This window comes from Clostridium perfringens, from assembly GCF_016027375.1.
Classification (GTDB): domain Bacteria; phylum Bacillota; class Clostridia; order Clostridiales; family Clostridiaceae; genus Sarcina; species Sarcina perfringens.
This window is the reverse complement of the sequence record NZ_CP065681.1, coordinates 2,274,605-2,293,438: the sequence shown is the minus strand read 5'-3', so window position 1 is coordinate 2,293,438 and position 18,834 is coordinate 2,274,605. Positions and strand designations below refer to the sequence as shown.

Genomic DNA, 18,834 nt, shown 5'->3' with positions numbered 1-18,834 from the left:
GAATAATATTTATATATATTGTATTATTATATAAATAAGAAAATTATTAAATGTATAGTATTTATAAGAGGTGATGAGAATGGATATTTTATCAAAAAGCATAAAAAATAAGGTGGTTATAGTAACAGGTGGTACTAGAGGAATAGGATTTGCTACTGTGAAAAAATTTCTAGACCATGGTGCTAAGGTTGCTTTATGTGGTTCAAGAAAGGAAACTGTGGATAAAGCATTAGAAGAATTAAATCATATTAATCCTAATTATGATGCAATTGGATTTTATCCTAACTTATTAGATAGTAATGAAGTAAAAGAAATGGTAGATAAGGTTTTAGAAAAATGGGGAACTATAGATATACTTATAAATAATGCAGGAGTTAGTGATAATAAGTCAATATATACCCAAAGTGATGAGGATTTTTCAAAGATAATTGATATTAATGTGAAGGCTATTTTTAATTGCACAAAAGCTGTTTCAGAAATAATGAAAAATAAAAAATATGGAGTAATTTTAAATACTAGTTCTGTTGTAAGTTTATATGGACAAAAAACAGGAGTAGGATATCCTACATCTAAGTTTGCAGTAAATGGATTAACAAAGTCTTTAGCAAGGGAACTTGGAAGGGATGGAATAAGAGTAAATGCTGTAGCACCTGGAATTATTGCTACAGATATGGTTGCCGCTTTAGATAAGAAATTAGTAGATCAAATAGCTCAAAATGTACCTTTAGGAAGAGTTGGAGAGCCAGAAGACATAGCAAATGCTTTCTTATTCCTAGCCTCTGATATGGCAAGTTATATAAGTGGAGAAATATTATCTGTAGATGGTTCTGTAGTACTTTAATATTTTAAATTTAACACACAAAGTATATAGATTTAAATCTTAAGTAATAAATATTTCATGGCAATAAAGTTATTTAAAATCAATTAAATTATATGTTAAGGATACTTAATTTAAAATAAGTATCCTTAATTTTTTATATTTAAAGTATAATATGTTAAAATTTGATTTATTTAGCTGCTAGGTATAAACTTAAAATATATATTACAAGTTTTTACATAATAAACATTATTTTATTTATAATTATATTTTTAACAAAGGAAGTTGGGGAGGAAATGAACATAAGTCAAGTAATAATAAGGATAATATTATCTATAATTATAGGAGGGCTTGTTGGGTATAATAGAGAGTATAAAAATAGGCCAGCGGGATTTAGAACTCATATGTTAGTATGTTTAGGAGCCACTATTGCAGCCTTAATTCAGGTACAAGTTGGTTATTTTGTACTTGAAGAAATAGCCAAGAATCAAGCTATGTCAAGTATATTACATGTTGATGTAGGAAGAGTTATATGCCAAGTTATATCAGGGGTAGGATTTTTAGGAGCAGGAGCTATAATTCAAACTAAAGGTACTGTAAAGGGTTTAACAACAGCTGCCTCTATGTGGGCAGTAGCAGGGGTTGGTATTGCTATAGGAATGGGATTCTATGTTATAAGCATTTTAAGTGGTGTTAGTATATTAATAGTTTTAATTTCTCTAAAGAAATTTGAAGATAGATTTATAATAAACACTAGAAACTTAAGTATAGAAATAAGGTGTAAAGATCTTAAAGCATTAAATGAAATAAATGATTTTTTTGAGGAATATCAAATAAAAATAAGTAATATTGAGTCAATTAGTGAAGAGGTTTATCAATATAAAATAGAAGCACCACAATTTGTAACAATAAATGAGATTATAAGTGGCCTTATAGCTAATGAAAATATAAGTAGAGTAAAGGAAATAAACTATAGTTGCTGAATGAATTTATATCATTTGGATAACTTTTCTAATTTTAGATAATACTGTACCTTATTTAATAAAAAATTTTATAAAATAATTAAAGTGTATTAAAAAATAAATTGTATTTAATTGTACTTTTCTTTTTAATACACTTTATTTATTATTATATGAAGTAATTATATTTTAAATATTATAATTTAGAATATCTTTAAATACTTTATTATGTTCTAGATCCTTACTTAAAGCTTGAATTATATATATTATATTTTTTTCTGAAATTTCATTTTGTGATGAGATGTTCCAAAGTATTAAATAGCTTTTTATTAGTTTATAAGTATTTATAAGTTTATGAATACTTTCATTTAAATTACCACCTGTATTAAAGGGTATTATATCCTTAAAAATTTGATTTACTAAGTAATTTTCAAATATGTATGAATACTTCTTAAAGTAAGTATCAAAGGATTTTAAGTCATATTTATGTATATTGTTAAATAAATTTTGATCCTTATTTAAATCTGATAACAATTTCTTTAGCCTAGTACCAATGACTTTTCTTAAAAGATTTTCATCTAAGATAATCTTAAAAAAGTTATTGGTAATACTAAGTGGAATAATTTTTTTAGAATCAATAAATTCAGTTATATTTGATGGATATTCAGTTATTTTTTCAAGTAAATCTTCAATTTCATAAAAGTTTTCTTCAGTTTTTAGATCTTCTAGACTTTTATAAAAGGCTTTTAATAGACTTAGTCTCTCCTCAATAGAGAAATTTCTGTTTTGCATAATATTTATTGATATAATTCTTATATCCCAAAAATATTGAATTAAATTATCTGAACCTATAAAAGCTTCAGTATCTATTACTCTGCGTATTTCTAGGAAATCTTCAGGAAGTTCTTCTTCTATTTCTATAAATTCCATTTTTTCTTTATTTAAAAAAGCTTTAGAACAAATTTCTTCACAGGAAGGAAGTCCGCTTTTCTCATATATATCATCTATAATATTAAAAACTCTAGGATATCTTCTACAGGTTATAGATAAGTTTTCTTCGCCACATTTACCGTGAATTTCACAAAGTAAGTTTTCATTTAAAAAGGGGCATTTATTATCTTCTGTTATTTTCATAAATCCATAATTAAAAGAATCATCTGATTGAGAGTTTTTTATGTATTTTCCAGTTATTAATTCTTTTAGATTTCCTTTATCATTTTCATACTTTTTAAAAGTATTTTCATCTATGTTAATGTCCCAACCAGCACAACAAGTATCAGTGCAATTAGGACCTATGCATTTAAATGTCTTCATATATTTTGGAATAAAAAAATTTGTTTTCAAAACAACACCATCTTTCGTGTAAAATTATACTGCCTTAATATTTTATCACTTAGTTTTATAAATAGTTAGTAATTTTTTTAGAAAGTAAAATTAGTAAAGAAATAAATTAATATATTAAATTTTCATTTGTAAAATTAATGAAAAAGTATAGTTTTTTTAGGGGTTCATGATTAAAATAATGTTATTATTTAGTTAGTTGGAAATTTTTATAAATAAATTCTTTTGATTTATATGACAGGGGGAATAGTTTTGAATATTCAAATTAGAAATATGATAAAATCAGATATTATTAACTTTAATAAAGAGTTTAAATTACAAGGGTGGGAAAAACCTATTTCATTATTTGAAAAGTATTATGAAGAGCAAGAAAATGGAATTAGAAGAGTTTTTGTAGCATGTAATGATACGCAAGTCCTTGGCTATGCAACACTAATTCCAAATGATGAAAATGGACCTTTTGCCAATAAGAAAATTCCTACTCTTCGTGATTTTAATGTTCTTGAGAAATATCAGAATAAAGGTATAGGTACAGCTTTACTTGATAAAATTGAAGATACTGTTAAAGAATATTCTAAAAGCATTTGTTTAGGGGTTGGGCTTCATTCAGGATATGGTTCTGCTCAGAGAATGTATGTAAAAAGAGGGTACATTCCTGATGGTAGTGGAGTTTGGTATAATAATATGCTTTTAGAGCAGAATGCTCAGTGCAGAAATGATGATGATTTAGTATTGTATTTAATTAAAGAATTTATTTAATATAAACAAGATATAAAAAACAGTTAAGCTTTGATGCTTGACTGTTTTTTATTACATCAAGTACCTTTGATTTTTAATGTTTTATAAATAAAATTATTTGCTATAATAAATATTTGATAATCAAAATAATTCATGATATAATAATGACTTACAAAATTCTTTTATGAAGGAGAGTATATGAATACAACACATATAAAACAAGAAAATAAAACTAAGAAAAGATCGAGTAAGCTTAAAAAATGGATTTGTGGAATATTAGTAGGAATAATAATATGTATTATTTTAGCTTTAGGATTTGGAGGAAACTATTTATATAATTTAGCTATAAATCCAGATACACCAAAAGATATAGTCTTTGAATCAACTGAAAGTAGTAAAGATGTGGTTACAATAAATAGTACAAGTGGACCAGTAAGTATTTCAAGTGAAGAATGGCTTTTAAAGGAAAGTGGTTATGAAGATTTATATATGACTTCAAGAGATGGGCTAAAATTACACAATTATCTTATAAAAAAACCAAACTCTAATAAGTGGGTTATTACAGTACATGGCTATACATCTCAAGGAAAATTAACATCATACTATGCAAAAAACTTTTCTGACATGGGATATAATGTTATAATCCCTGATTTAAGAGGTCATGGCACTAGTGAAGGTGATTATATAGGAATGGGATGGGACGAGCGTTTAGATATAATAGATTTAATTAATTATATAATAAAAGAAGATAAAGAGGCAGAGATAGTTTTATATGGTATATCAATGGGGGCAGCTACAGTTCTTAATACATCAGGAGAAGAACTTCCAGAGAATGTTAAGGCCGTTGTAGCAGACTGTGGATATACTAGTGCATGGGATGAATTTGCTTATCAGTTAAATAAACTTTTTGGTCTTCCAGCTTTCCCTATGATGCATATAGCAAATTTAATAACAAAAATTAGAGCTGGCTATTGGATAAATGAATCGTCACCTATTGATCAAACTGCAAAATCAAAAACACCAACACTATTTATTCAAGGAGATGAAGACACCTTTGTTCCTTCCTTTATGGTAGAAGAACTTTTTAATGCCTCTTCTGCTGAAAAGGAAAAATTAATAATAAAAGGAGCTGGACATGCTAAGGCAAGTAAGGTTAATCCTAAACTTTATTGGGAAACAATAGATGGTTTCTTAAATAAATATGTTAGTTATTAGAAGCAAGAATATACTTGCTTCTTTTTATATTTGAGAAAATATATTAAATATGTATTATAGATATTTATAACTGAGATTTAACTGTTTAAAAAATATTTGACTAATAATTTATAGAAAATATTTACATAAAAGTAAAATTATGTTAAGATAGAGTTGATAATTAATTTAATATTTAAGGGGGAGTTTATGAAAGTTTTGAAGAGAATAGGAATTATCGTGCTAATTTTAAGTATTATGATATTAATTCTTTTTAAGAAAGATAGTGTTAGTAATAATGTTATAACTAAATATGAACTAAAAGAAGAAAATATATCATTAGAAAAAAATACATCATCAAAAGAAAATATATCAGTTGATGAAGAAAATATAATCAATAACTTAAATGAGATAGGATCAAATATAAGAAATTTTGGTAGTGATGGTAGTCAAATTACAGCAAATTTTTTTAAGAATAAACTTAATGAATATGGTTATGATGTTGAATTTCAAGAATTTGATATATATAAGCAAAATATTGATTCAACTCTATATGTAAAACATAGTAGTGATTATTTTGATTTTAATCCATATAATTCAGATTCTTTAGGTAAAGGAAGAAATATAATTGCAAAGAAGAATAATAATAGCAATAACAAAAAAACTTTATATTTAAGTGCTCACTATGATTCAACAGATTACACAACTGGAGTTATTGATAATGCGACTGGATGTGTTGTTTTACTTGAGTTAGCAAAAGTATTACAAAATTTTGAGGGAGATATAAATATTAAATTTTTATTCTTAGATGCAGAAGAATATTTTAGATATGGATCTAAATATTTTGTTTCAAAATTATCTGATGAAGAAAAAAACAATATTATTGGTTGTATAAATGTTGATATGGTTGGAGAAAAAAATGCTGGAAATATAGTAATGCAAACAACTAGTGGTAACAAAAACATAATTTCTTCTCTAATAAGTAAAAGTTTAGGTGATAAATTTTTATTAAGTGAAGGTGGTTTTTCAGATGATCTTTCTTTTTATATGGGAGAAATTCCAGTTGTGACTTTTGCAAATGAGAAATCTAATTTTAATTTAGATTTAGAAGATAAGAATACACAAATTAATAATGTTGACACAAAAATTATAAAAGATTTTTGTGAAATAATTACTAATTTTCTTAGTAATTTAGAGTTAAATAATTATAATGAAGGGTTAAAAGCAATTGAAAAAGTAGAAAGTAGTGAAAAAGATATAAGAATTATAAATGGATTTGAATTAAAAAAAATTGAAGAAAGTTATATAAATAATGGTTTTGATGTTAAATTTAGATATATCTATGAAAAAGATAAATTAAATTTTTCTTTTAGCGAATTCCCAGTAAAATTTATTTCTAAAGAAGTATATAAAAACTATATACAATCTAATTCTGATAATACATGGTTTTACGAAATAAATGAAAATAAAATTTTGGTTAAAAATGATTCTGCTTTTTATGAATTTTCAGGAAATATACCAATTAATGAATTAGTTGAAGTTGTTGAAGTATTTTTTAAAGAAGAATACTATTCTTTATTTGAAAAATATCCATTATCAAGATTAATTAATTAATATTAATAAACATATTAAAAAGTTTAAAATAAGAATAATAATTTAAATTTCTCTCTGAAAAGTATATGAAAAATATTCGTTAAAATCTACTTTTTAGGGAGTATTTTTATATAAATTACTTAGGATAATATTCAAAGATTTAAGGTTAAATTAAACAACCGCACACTAATTAAAGTGTACGGATTATAAATTTTATAATATCTATTAAATTAAGATAAATTTTTTATTACATAGCAGCTTTAGGTGAAAATCTAGCTTTAAGTATTCCTACTATAGCAGGTAAAATAGAAACAACTATTATACCTATAATAACTATTGAGAAATTTTCAGCAACAATTTTTATATTACCAAAGAAATATCCTAAACTTGATACAAGTATAACCCAAATAAATCCACCAACTGCATTGTAAGTTAAAAAGTTTTTATACTTCATTGTTCCTATACCTGCAACAAAGGGTGCAAAGGTACGAATTATAGGAATAAATCTAGCTATTATTAAGGTTTTTCCACCATATTTATCATAATAAGTATTAGTTTTCTCAATATACTCTTTTTTTATAAGTTTAGAATTAGCAAGTAATTTGCTACCTAAAAATTTACCAATACTATAGTTTAAAGTATCTCCAAGTATGGCTGCAATTAATAGTAATGGTACTAATATATAAATATTAATCATACCTAAAGCGCAGAAAGTAGCTGATGCAAATATTACTGAATCTCCAGGAAGAAAAGGAGTTACTACTAATCCTGTTTCCGCAAGGATTATTAAAAATAAAACCAAGTAAGTCAAGGTTCCATAATTATTGATAAAAACACCTAGATATTTATCTAAATGTAATATTAAATCAAAAAAATTGCTTATTAAGTTCATAAAAAATCTCCTAACTAAAATGAATAAATCTATTTTTTATTATATTACTAATTTAAATATTATTCATTAATTTTTTGAATAAAATGTTAATTGAATCCAGTAATTGGTTTGATTCTACTAATATTTAGATATTTATATAAGTTATTGCTTATTAATATTCTAAATAAAAAGTATGTTAGTTATTAATGTTTAAATATTATAATAAATATATAGAATAGTTGTTCATGATTTTACATGATTTAAGAGGAGAATATAAATGGAGAAATTAACAGTAGAAGAAAAGCAAATATTAAAAGCTAAGGGTATATTAAACCAAAAGCAAGAAGAATTCTATGCTATAAGGTTTTTAAGTAAAGTTGGATATTTTAAGGCAGAAGAGATGATTGCTTTATCTGAGATTGCTAAAGAATATGGAAATGGAGAATTAAGTTTAACTAGTAGATTAACTGTGGAAATACCTTATATAAAGGAAGAAAATATAGATAAAGTAGTAGAAATATCAAGAAAAAAAGGTCTTAGAATTGGAGGAGCAGGAAAAACTGTTAGGGCTATAGTTACATGTAAGGGAACTGTTTGTAAGCATGGACTTATTGATACAAGAAAAATTGGAGAATTATTTGAGGAGAAGTTTTTAGGAAGAAAGGTTCCATCAAAATTTAAAATAGGAGTTTTCGGATGTATAAATAGTTATGGTAAAGCTCAAAGCAATGATTTTGGTATTGTACCAATTGTGAATTCAGAAAGTAAGGAAGTAGAGTTTTTAGTTTTTATAGGTGGAAGAGCTGGGAGAAAAGCTAGGAAGGCAGAGCCGATGAAGAGAAGATTTAAGGAAGAAGAATTATTAAAACTTCTAGAATGCACTATAGATTATTATAATGAGCTTGCAGATGAAAAAAAAAGGTTAGCAGAGATTATTGAAAGAATTGGAGAAGAAGAATTTGAAAAAAATATAATAAAAAGATTTAATGCTTAAATATTACTATAAGTATTTTGAAAAGAGATGATATGCTTGATTGATAAGAAAATAGTCATTGAAGAGAACAGTTATTTAGAAAAGTTTTTTGAACACAATAGAAAACATGAAGATTATATAAGAAATAGAATATATAAGTGTACATTAGATTTAATAAATAATAATCCTCATAAGATTAAGAAGGTAAGAGGATATAAGTATAAGGGTAAAACCATATATGAATATAAGATTCCATTAGAAGCTGGATTGGACTGTAGGGTTGCATATATTTTTCATAAAGAAGAGATAATTATATTTTTTATTTCAAATATAATTATAAAAAATGAATTCACAAAATTAGTTTCAAAATTAAAGGATGTAAAGAAAATATAAAAGGGGATATATAAATTGGTAAGTATAGCAGATTTTGTAGATGTTGCTTTATATACAGTAAAAAGAATAGAAATAAATGATAAAGTTAATTTTAAAACATTTAAAAAAGATAGAGAAGTTGAAATAGAAAAAATAGATAAGGGGTTATTCAATGTAAGTGAAAATGGGTTTAATAGGGAAGTGTTTTTAAATCTTCATGAAAAGGACTTAAAGAGAACTTTGAAATATTTACAAAAGAAAGAGTTTCCTAAAAGCAATAAACTTTGGTATAAAATAATAAGAACAAAGAAATAGAAATATGATTTAAATATTATATAAACTTTTTATCTGTTTTAAAATAGAATATAGTGTAATTAATAATATTAAGGAAGAATTTACATGATTAATTCAAATGATAAAATAATTTTAGATTCTAAATTAGGAAATGTTATATCAAAAGAGGATAGAGATGAGGAATTAAAAGAAAAATCTCCTATAGAGTTAAGTGGATTAAGGTGTATAAAAACCATGAATTCTTCATTTATAGATTTTTATAAAACTTATGAAGAAGAGGATCTTTTATTAAATAAAGAAGATAATTTAATAAAAAATTCTAATCTTATTGAAAGTAGAAAGGCAAGTTCCTTTAGTAGAAATGAAAAAAAGAATAATATTCCACTTAATATAGCAAATAAGTTCCCAATTGAAACTGAATTTTTAACCTTAGAGAATTTAGAGCATAGTAATCTTCTTAGAATAGTAGATGAAGAAAAAGAAAGTATCTTAATACCTTATTTATTAGATAAAACTCCATATTTAGCCTTATTAAATAAAAATTATGAATCTTATATGCTAAAACATAATTTTAGGGGTGAGGGTTTTACTATAAAGGATTTATTTGTTTTGAATTTAGGAAAAGAAGTATTGGTATTCATAGGTTTTCAAGTAGACACTAAACTAAACAAACTTCATATTTTGAAAGTAAAAGATGGAAAGTTTGTTAAGGCTTTTAATGAAAATGAGTACTATTATAGTAAGGTATTTTTGGAAAATTTAAATAAGGATAAGGAAGCTGAACTTATTATTTGGATAAATGAAATAGAGGAAGCTTACAAAATAGAGATTTACTCTATTAAAGAAAATGGATTAAAGAAAACTAATAAATTTGATAAAGAATATTATGGAAAAGTAGTAGATTATTATAAAAATCTTATAGAGAGTTATGGTAATAAGAGGATATATTCTTATTATTTAGCCTTAGCTTATGAAAAAAGGAGAGAATATAGAAAGGCTATAGCTGTAATTGATGATGCATTAGAGGAAGAATTTCCAGATCCATCTGTAGAAAAATTAAAGGAATTAAGAAAGAAGCTAAAAAAATTAATTAAATAGTTTGAGTATAAAAAATAACTATATCTAAGTGTTAGAATTTAATTAGATATAGTTATTTTTTATATTTTATATAATTAAATTTGTACATATATATAAATGTTGTTTTTATAAATTTATATATTTAATATAGATAATAATTTTAATTTAATCATACACTTGTTTTTTATGATAAAATTAAATTCTAATAGTATATAAGTAAAGAAGGATGAAGTTTATGAATTCAAATTTATTAGAGGTATTATTAGATAACATACCTTATTCAGTATGGTTAATAGGAATAGATAGTAGATTTATTTTTGTAAATAAATATTACTCAAATGCTTTAAAGTTGAGTAAAGAAGAGATAATTGGAAAGAGTTTAAGTGAAATTTATACTAAAGAAGTGGCAGATGAATATATTGGAAGTTATAAGTTAGTAATAGAAGAAGGAAAGCCAAAACTTTTTTCAGGATATGAAAATGGATTAGGATATCCAAATGGAGCTTTTCTAGAATGTTATTTAGCACCTATAAAAGAAAATGGAGAGATAAAGTGTTTTTTAGGAATTCTTCAAGATCAAAGTGAAAGAAAAAAGTATGAAGAAGAGCTCATAAATCAAAAGGAACTTTTAAATACTATTGTGGAATCTATTCCAGATGGGATTTATCATAAAGATAAGAATGGAAAATATTTAAAATGTAATGATACTTTAGTTAATGAATATTATAAAAAAAATAGAGAAGAAATAATTGGGAAAGACATAAAGAGTATTTCTAAAAAATCTTCTAATAGAAATAGCCTTTTTAAGGGAGAAAAAATACTAGATGATTTTATAGCTCAAGATAAAGAAGTTATAAATACAAAAAAGAAAGTCAAGGAAAAAATACGAGTAAAGCTTAATAGAAAAGTAAAGTATATAGAATCTATTAAAGTGCCTGTTATAGATAACAATGGCAGTGTAACAGGTATTGTAGGTGTAGTGAGAGATGTAACTGAGAATGTTGTTTTAGAAAATAAATTAAAAAAAATGAGTTACAGAGATAAACTTACAGGACTTTATAATAGAGCTTATTTTGATGAAAAGCTAGAAGAATTAAATAATGAAGAGTTTTTCCCTTTAAGCTTTGTAATGGGAGATTTAAATGGACTTAAGGTTATAAATGATGCTATTGGACATTTAGAGGGAGATAAAATTTTAAAAGAAATTTCAGGGGTAATAAAAAATTCTTGTAGAAAAGATGATCTTATATTTAGATGGGGTGGAGATGAGTTTTGTATTCTTTTGCCTAAAACAACAGAGGAAGAAGCAGAGGCTATATGTAATAGAATAAGGAAAAATTGCAAGCTCAATCATAAAACTATAATTCCTTTAAGTATAGCACTTGGAGTATCTAGTAAAAAAGAGGCTAAAAAACCAATAGATGAAGTTTTAGTAGAAGCTGAAGATAAAGTTTATAGAGAAAAATTAGTCAATGAAAAACGTATAAAAAAGAATATAATAGACTCATTAAATAAAGAGCTTTTTTTAAGACATGATGATATTAAAGATCATATAAATAGAGTTAAAAAGTATGCTGTTGAACTAGGTAAGAAGATGAACTTATCAGAAAAGGAATTAAAAAAATTAAAAATGCTAGCTAAACTTCATGATATAGGCAAAGTAGGAATTCCTGAGGAAATACTATCTAAGCCAGGTGAGTTAACAAAAGAAGAGTATGAAATAATAAAAACTCATGCTGAAAAAGGATATAGAATTGCTATGTTTAATCCAGAGTTAAAAAAAATAGCACCATGCATATTAGCTCACCATGAGAGATATGATGGTACTGGATATCCATTAGGACTAAAAGGTAATGATATTCCACTACTTGCTAGAATTATAAATGTAGTAGATTCTTATGATGCTATGACAAATAAAAGGGTCTATAAAGGAAGCCTTAGTGCTGAAGAAGCTAAAAAGGAGCTTAAAAAGAATTCTGGTACTCAATTTGATCCTATGATTGTAGAGGAATTTTTAGAGTTAAAAAGAATTTAAATATATCTTATAATTTTGTAATATTGTTTAAAGATAAATATGAAATTTATAATTAATGGGAGTGGAACAATGAATTTTTTTGATTTAGTTAATAAAAGAGAAAGTGTAAGAGGGTATTTAGATAAAGAAGTTGAAAAAGAAAAGATAATAAAAATAATAGAAGCAGCAAGGGTAGCACCATCAGCTTGCAATGCACAACCTTGGAAATTTGTTGTTGTTAATGATAAAAATTTAGTTAGAAAAATTGCAGAGAATTTATATGATCCTATGATAGGGATTAATAAATTTGCTATTACCTCACCAGCATTTATAGTTGTGGTTGGAGAAAAGAGAAATTTAACATCTAAAATGGGAGAGCTTATAAAGAAGAAGGATTATACTTCTATGGATATAGGAATAGCATCAGAACATTTATGTTTGGCAGCCACCGAGCTAGGACTTGGAACCTGTATGATGGGATGGTTTAAAGAAAAAAAATCAAAAAGCTTATTGATATTCCTACAAATAAAGAAATCCATTTAGTAATTTCATTAGGATACTATGATGAAAAAGTTGCAAGAAGAAAAATAAGAAAAAATATTGATGAAATTTATTCTTTTAATAAATATAAATAAGTAAAGAGCAAACTAGCAAATAAGAAGCTAGTTTGCTTTTTTAAAAAGATAATTCACTTAATCTTTAATTTGATTGAAACATAATAGTATTTAAGTCAGCTTGTATTATTAATTTTATTACTAGATTTTTAAAATTGAGAATAAAGAGCTACTTTACAATTTTAAGAAATTAGATGTTTTTATATGGTATGTAAATGTGTACAAAAGGTTAATAGAATGATATAATTAAAATGTAATTATTTGGTTTTGTTTTTATATTTAATGACTAGGGGTGAGGATATGGTTTTTACAATTAATGCTTATAAAATACCTTTAGAGTCAGTTTATAGACTGAAGAAAAATAATAATTGGGAGCCACAAGAGCACTTTTTAACTATTGATTTTGAAAATGATATGATATTTAACACACATGAAGAAGCTGAAAAATGGCTTGCTGATAATAATATTCTTTTTATAAATGATGAAAAGGTCAATACTTCAGAATTTCAGTTAAATTGCTATGGTGTTGAGAACTTTAATATTGAAATAGTAGTACATAGAAAAACAAAGCCTAATATTTTTACTGAAAAAGACGTAAGGAAAGTTTTAAACGAGGGCGATGATAGATATAATAATTCCTTAATAATAGACTTTGAAGGCAATTTGAAGTTAATACAAAGCAATCCAGAAGATATAATATATCATTCTAACTATGCTGTTAGCAATGAAGTTTATAATAGCGGAAATGGATTTGTTGGAAGAGAATTTAGCGACTTGTATATTAAATATATTTATTTAAACTTGTTAGATAATTGGGTTTTACATTTAGAATCAGGAAGAAGTATTTATGTAACTTGTTATGAAGATAACATCAATGAAGAAAATACAATTTATAAAATAAATAAATTGTTAGCTGATATGAATTGATTATAAACAAAGGAGATGTAAATATTATGGAAAAGTCAAATGTATTTTCCAATGATGAAATAATAAGATGTACCGTGTGTGGTAAAGATTTAATGGAAGATATAAAAATGTCTATGGTACAAATAATAACTGATGAGAATGATGAAATAGTAAGGGTTATTCCTTGTTGCAAGGGAAAATGCGATCAGATTTTACAAGATGAGATTAAAGAGTCAGAAGGAAATGGATTTAGAGACTTAATAACCTTTGTAAATCCATATTTATATATAAATAATATTATGCAGATGATGGATAGGATGTTTGAAGGAAAAGGCTTTGCAAATCAAGAAGCTTTTAATGCATATTCAGATTTAATTTTAAATTGTTATCAATATGTATCAAGAAATTTAAGTGAAGAGGAAAAGGAATTTTCTAAGAATATAAGCTTATTACCATTATAATATTTTTAATATTTTTATAGTTTATTTTAGTTGTTTTTAGTATAAAGGCAATTTGAGATACAAGAGGAGTGAGTAAATTGAGAATAACTACATTAGTAGAAAACACAAAGATATCAGATGAATATGAAAATAAGCATGGCTTATCATTTCATATAGAAACAGAAAAACATAACATACTTTTTGATTTAGGACCTAAAAATACATTTTTGACAAATGCAAAGAAGTTAAATATAAACTTAGAAGAAGTTGATATTGTAGTAATATCTCATGGTCATAATGATCATGGTGGTGGGTTAGAAGAATTTTTAAAAATAAATAATAAAGCTAAGGTTTATATACACAAGGATGCTTTCAATGAGTATTATAGTATGGCAGGAATTTTCAAAAAGTATATAGGATTAGATAAAGAATTAAAGAAAAATCCAAGAATAATATTGACAGAGGGAGATATGAAAATAGATGATGAGTTATATTTATTTTCAGTAGTAGAAAATAGACATAAAGTATCTAAATTTAATAAAGTCCTTTATAAAAGAGTAGATGGTATGTACTTAGAAGATGATTTTGTACATGAACAAAGTCTTATAATAACAGAAAATAATAAGAATGTACTAATGGGTGGTTGTGCTCATAATGATATAAGAAATATAATTGATAAGGCAGAGGTTATAATAGGAAAAGACTTAGACTATGTTATAAGTGGTTTCCATATTTTTAATCCTAGCACAGGAATAAGTGAAAGTGATTTATTTATAAATACTTTAGGAGATAACTTAAATAAAAGAAATACTAAGTTTTATACTTGCCACTGCACAGGAATGAGAGCATTTAAAATGTTAGAAGAAAAATTACAAGATAAGATAGAATATATTTCTACTGGACAAATTTTAAATATATAAAATACAAGGGATTATATTAAAAGGATTTAAAATTTTTAAATTAAGAATTTGATATAATCCCTTGTTTATTTATTAAATAATATTTTTATTGTGGTATAAAATTTCTAAATTTGAAAAAAGTATGAAATTTAATTACAATATTAATATAAATAAAAGAGTAAAATGGAGGAGTGAAATGGAATTAGATTTTTTAAGAATGTTTTTTACCTTATTAAATATAGCTTTAATAATTTTAATTGCATATGTAGTAGTTAAAATAGTAAGACACATCATAAAGTCATTCAATAGGTTAGAGAGAATAGAAAATAAGTTAAATGAGATTTCAGAAAGTTTAAAAGAAAAAGAACATTAAAATGTTGAAAATTTAACTAATTTAAAATATTTACATGGATAAATTTTCTTGTAATAGAAAGTGTTTTTTAGTCAAATTAACAAAATTATTAAAAATAAAAGAAATTTTCAATTATAAGCTTGACTATTTTTTAACATGTGTATTATAGTATAATTGTTGTTAAAAGAATATTAAATGTTTATTAAAAAGAATTGTATTTGTGTCATAAATATAGAGGGAGTATAATTTATGGCATCATTATTAGCAGAATTAATAGGAACAATGCTACTTATCATACTTGGTGATGGTGTTGTTGCAAACGTAGTTTTAAAGAAAACAAAGGGAAATAGCTCAGGATGGATAGTTATAACTACTGGATGGGCTTTAGCAGTTGCTATACCAGCAGCTATTTTTACTAGTGTAAGTGGAGCATTATTTAATCCAGCATTAACAATAGCATTAGCTATAGTTGGCCAATTTACATGGTCTCAAGTTATTCCTTATATAATTGCACAACTTTTAGGAGCTTTTTTAGGAGCAGTTGTTGTTTATATAACTTACTATAATCATTTTGAAGAAACAGAAGATCAAAATTCAAAATTAGGAGTATTTTGTACTATTCCAGAAATAGAAGATCATAAAATAAACTTCTTAACAGAGTTTATAGGAACTTTTGTTTTAACTTTTGCTGTATTAGGAATAGGAGCACAAAATATAGATTATGGTGTTAAAGTAATTATAATAGGATGCTTAATATGGGCTATAGGATTAAGCTTAGGTGGTCCAACAGGATATGCAATAAATCCAGCTAGAGATTTTGGTCCAAGATTAGCACACTTCTTACTTCCGATTCCTAGAAAAGGAAGTTCTAAATGGGAATATGCTTGGATTCCTATAGTTGCACCAATAATAGGAGCAATATGTGGAGCCTTAGTTTATGTAAATATATTTTAATAAACCAAGGTAAATAAGTTTAAAATTATTATCTATAGATCAATATAGATAATAATTTTTTTTAATTATAAATGATAAATTTCTTATAACTTTAAAAATACGTTATTTAATATTATGTTTTTAAGTATTATTTTTTTATAGTAAAATATAGTGTGTATATTATTAAAGCTCTTAAGAGGAGGAAATATGGCAAATTTATTAGATATTAGAGAGATTTTAGATGTTAATTCCTTTCAAAAAATACAAGATGATATAGCTAAAGCAACTGAGTTTGCTATGATTACAGTAGATTACAAAGGAATACCAGTTACTAAGCATAGTAGATGTAGTGAGTTTTGTAGATTAATAAGAGAACAAAAAGAGTTCTCGAAATTATGTGAAAAATGTGATTCAAGAGGTGGATTAGAAGCTGCTAGAGAGGGAAGTTTTTACATATATAAATGTCATAGAGGGCTTGTGGATGTGGCTGTTCCAATAATAATTGATGGACAATATCTAGGGGCAGTTATGGTAGGACAAGTTTTATTGATGGATGCAGATGACCATGAATTAGAAGCTGTTTTGACTAAGGAGTTAGAATATGATTCAGAAATAAAAGATAAAATTATTGATGCATATGAAAAAATACCAGTTCTTAGTTTTGATAAAATAAAAGCTGTTTCAGAGATGATGTCTCATGTAAGCAATTACATTGTTGAGGAAGCCTTACTTAAAAGAACTCAAAATGAGATTTATACAAAAAATATAGAAATTGCAAGAGCAGAGAGAAGTAAGTTAGAACTTGAAGAGGAATACAAAGCTTGCCAGCTAAAAGCTCTTCAATCTCAAATAAATCCACATTTTTTATTTAATGTATTAAATAGCATAGCATCTTTAGCAATTATAGAGGATGCCCCTAAAACTCAAGAAGTAATTTATAATTTGTCGTATATTTTAAGGTACACTTTAAAGAAAGCTAATAAAATTGTAAGACTTAGTGAAGAAATAAATCATGTTAAGGCATATTTAGAAATTCAAAAGGTTCGTTTTGGTGAAAGAATACAATATAATATAGATTTTGATGAAGAGGATTCAAATGTACAAATTCCATTTATGGCACTTCAAGTTTTTGTTGAGAATGCAGTTTTGCATGGAATTGAGGAAAAAGAACAGGGAGGAGTCATAAACCTATCAATTAAGAGTAGAGGAGAGGATATGATTATTACTATTTCTGATGATGGTGTTGGAATACCAGTTGAAAAACTCTGTGAAATTAGAAATGAAATAAAAAGTAGAGATAAACTAGACTTAGATAAAGTTGGAATAAATAATGTAAATAAGAGAATGTTTCATTATTATGGTGAAGAATATAGTATAAATATAGATAGTAAAGTTAAAAAAGGTACTAAAGTAGAAATTATAATACCTAGAAAACTTTAAATAAAGGAAGTGTATTTTTGTGTTTAGCATAATGGTTGCTGATGATGAACAATTAGAAAGAAGAGTTTTAACCTCTATATTAAAAAAGAATGTAAGAGTTAAAGAAATTATTGAAGCAAAAAATGGAAAAGAAGCTTTAGAATTAAATAGAGAATTTAATCCAGATATAATAATAATGGATATAAAGATGCCAGGAATAAATGGTATTAAAGCCTTGGAGCTTATAAAAAACGAAAATCCTAATAAGGAAATAATAATGCTTACGGCATATGATGATTTTGAGTTTATACACAAAGTTTTAGTGTTAGGAGGATCAGACTACATAATAAAACCAATAAAACCAGATAAATTAATGGAAATTGTTGATAATATTATGGATAAGATTGAAAATAAGAATATAGAATTAGGAGTAAAAAATCATAGTGATGAAAAGACTCTAGATAGAAACTTAACAAATGAAGAGAAAATAGTAGATAAGGTTTCTAAGTATATTGATGATAATATGGATAAAATGCTGAAGTTAGAAGAATTAGCTTCAATCTGTAATTTAAGCCCAGGGTATTTTAGTAGGGTTTTTAAAAAGGAAACTGGCAAAACTGTAATAACATATATAAATGAGAAAAAGGTAGAAAGAGCAAAGAAACTTTTAAAAGAAAGTAAAGACCCTATAATCAATATATCCTTAGACTTAGGTTTTGATGATTGTGGGTATTTTATAAGGGTATTCAAAAAGATAACAGGCTTAACTCCTAAGGCTTTTAGAGAAGAATAATTAATTATTAAATTAACAAACATGATATTTTTGTGAGAAATGTTACAGAAGAAAAAAATAATATAAGATAATATATTGTTATAAATAAAGCAACTTTTATAGGAAAATATAGTTATAAATCAATAAATATATTAAAAAAATGACATACAAATAGGATTATTTTAATTTTTACGTAAGTGAAGATAAAATAATCCTATTTTTTTATTTAAAATACGACAAAAATTTAACATAACACATG

At 25.2% G+C, this 18,834-nt stretch carries 19 protein-coding genes and 1 pseudogene; 18 read left to right on the top strand and 2 right to left on the bottom strand.

Annotated features, from left to right (window positions below):
* The first annotated feature begins 79 nt into the window (after window positions 1-79).
* Complete coding sequence (locus tag I6G60_RS10900; protein ID WP_003456359.1) at window positions 80-841, top strand: SDR family NAD(P)-dependent oxidoreductase; 762 nt, start codon at window positions 80-82, stop codon at window positions 839-841.
* Window positions 842-1,113: 272 nt separating this feature from the next.
* On the top strand, window positions 1,114-1,800 hold the full coding sequence (locus I6G60_RS10895) for an MgtC/SapB family protein (RefSeq protein WP_003451902.1): 687 nt from the start codon (window positions 1,114-1,116) through the stop codon (window positions 1,798-1,800).
* 165 nt (window positions 1,801-1,965) lie between these two features.
* On the opposite strand, the gene fliB is transcribed toward I6G60_RS10895, so the two are convergent.
* Window positions 1,966-3,120 carry a flagellin lysine-N-methylase gene (gene fliB / locus I6G60_RS10890; protein WP_185954594.1) on the bottom strand — a complete coding sequence of 385 codons (1,155 nt, stop codon included), beginning with the start codon at window positions 3,118-3,120 and terminating at the stop codon, window positions 1,966-1,968.
* Between the two features lie 249 nt (window positions 3,121-3,369).
* Here fliB and I6G60_RS10885 point away from each other — a divergent pair, with 249 nt between their 5' ends.
* The 3 genes from I6G60_RS10885 (at window position 3,370) to I6G60_RS10875 (ending at window position 6,660) form a co-directional block, all read left to right on the top strand.
* Window positions 3,370-3,876 (top strand): GNAT family N-acetyltransferase, encoded by a 507-nt coding sequence (locus I6G60_RS10885; RefSeq protein ID WP_110084246.1) that lies wholly within the window; start codon window positions 3,370-3,372, stop codon window positions 3,874-3,876.
* Between the two features lie 177 nt (window positions 3,877-4,053).
* Entirely contained in the window at window positions 4,054-5,070 is a 1,017-nt protein-coding gene (locus tag I6G60_RS10880; RefSeq protein ID WP_110084245.1) for an alpha/beta hydrolase, read from the top strand.
* 186 nt (window positions 5,071-5,256) lie between these two features.
* On the top strand, window positions 5,257-6,660 hold the full coding sequence (locus I6G60_RS10875) for a M28 family peptidase (protein WP_110084244.1): 1,404 nt from the start codon (window positions 5,257-5,259) through the stop codon (window positions 6,658-6,660).
* A 226-nt stretch (window positions 6,661-6,886) separates the two neighbouring features.
* Here I6G60_RS10875 and I6G60_RS10870 read toward each other — a convergent pair whose 3' ends face one another.
* Entirely contained in the window at window positions 6,887-7,531 is a 645-nt protein-coding gene (locus tag I6G60_RS10870) for a DedA family protein (protein ID WP_164805219.1), read from the bottom strand.
* A 256-nt stretch (window positions 7,532-7,787) separates the two neighbouring features.
* On the opposite strand from I6G60_RS10870, the gene I6G60_RS10865 reads away from it, so the two are divergent.
* The 13 genes and pseudogenes from I6G60_RS10865 to I6G60_RS10805 all read left to right on the top strand — a co-directional run bounded on the left by I6G60_RS10865 (window position 7,788) and on the right by I6G60_RS10805 (window position 18,596).
* Window positions 7,788-8,504, top strand: a complete 717-nt coding sequence (locus I6G60_RS10865; protein WP_087413753.1) for a nitrite reductase — start codon at window positions 7,788-7,790, stop codon at window positions 8,502-8,504.
* A gap of 36 nt (window positions 8,505-8,540) precedes the next feature.
* Window positions 8,541-8,876, top strand: a complete 336-nt coding sequence (locus tag I6G60_RS10860) for a hypothetical protein (RefSeq protein WP_004458933.1) — start codon at window positions 8,541-8,543, stop codon at window positions 8,874-8,876.
* Between the two features lie 15 nt (window positions 8,877-8,891).
* Complete coding sequence (locus I6G60_RS10855; RefSeq protein WP_003456354.1) at window positions 8,892-9,170, top strand: hypothetical protein; 279 nt, start codon at window positions 8,892-8,894, stop codon at window positions 9,168-9,170.
* A gap of 84 nt (window positions 9,171-9,254) precedes the next feature.
* Window positions 9,255-10,247: a hypothetical protein gene (locus tag I6G60_RS10850; protein WP_195402655.1), complete on the top strand. Its 993-nt coding sequence runs from the start codon at window positions 9,255-9,257 to the stop codon at window positions 10,245-10,247.
* A gap of 214 nt (window positions 10,248-10,461) precedes the next feature.
* A complete protein-coding gene (locus I6G60_RS10845) occupies window positions 10,462-12,261 on the top strand; it encodes an HD domain-containing phosphohydrolase (RefSeq protein ID WP_110026427.1) in 1,800 nt (599 codons plus the stop codon).
* Between the two features lie 69 nt (window positions 12,262-12,330).
* A pseudogene (locus I6G60_RS10840) lies at window positions 12,331-12,875 on the top strand (nitroreductase family protein).
* A 279-nt stretch (window positions 12,876-13,154) separates the two neighbouring features.
* Window positions 13,155-13,781, top strand: a complete 627-nt coding sequence (locus I6G60_RS10835) for a hypothetical protein (protein ID WP_003451994.1) — start codon at window positions 13,155-13,157, stop codon at window positions 13,779-13,781.
* Between the two features lie 26 nt (window positions 13,782-13,807).
* Window positions 13,808-14,221 carry a hypothetical protein gene (locus I6G60_RS10830; RefSeq protein WP_003451990.1) on the top strand — a complete coding sequence of 138 codons (414 nt, stop codon included), beginning with the start codon at window positions 13,808-13,810 and terminating at the stop codon, window positions 14,219-14,221.
* A gap of 77 nt (window positions 14,222-14,298) precedes the next feature.
* Window positions 14,299-15,120 (top strand): MBL fold metallo-hydrolase, encoded by an 822-nt coding sequence (locus I6G60_RS10825; protein ID WP_110026422.1) that lies wholly within the window; start codon window positions 14,299-14,301, stop codon window positions 15,118-15,120.
* Window positions 15,121-15,295: 175 nt separating this feature from the next.
* Window positions 15,296-15,472: a hypothetical protein gene (locus I6G60_RS10820; RefSeq protein ID WP_164792747.1), complete on the top strand. Its 177-nt coding sequence runs from the start codon at window positions 15,296-15,298 to the stop codon at window positions 15,470-15,472.
* A gap of 228 nt (window positions 15,473-15,700) precedes the next feature.
* Window positions 15,701-16,405, top strand: a complete 705-nt coding sequence (locus tag I6G60_RS10815; protein WP_003463638.1) for an MIP/aquaporin family protein — start codon at window positions 15,701-15,703, stop codon at window positions 16,403-16,405.
* A gap of 186 nt (window positions 16,406-16,591) precedes the next feature.
* A complete protein-coding gene (locus I6G60_RS10810) occupies window positions 16,592-17,824 on the top strand; it encodes a sensor histidine kinase (RefSeq protein ID WP_025649009.1) in 1,233 nt (410 codons plus the stop codon).
* A 19-nt stretch (window positions 17,825-17,843) separates the two neighbouring features.
* Window positions 17,844-18,596, top strand: coding sequence for a response regulator transcription factor (locus tag I6G60_RS10805; RefSeq protein ID WP_003474517.1), 753 nt, complete (start codon window positions 17,844-17,846; stop codon window positions 18,594-18,596).
* The last annotated feature ends 238 nt before the right edge of the window (window positions 18,597-18,834 follow it).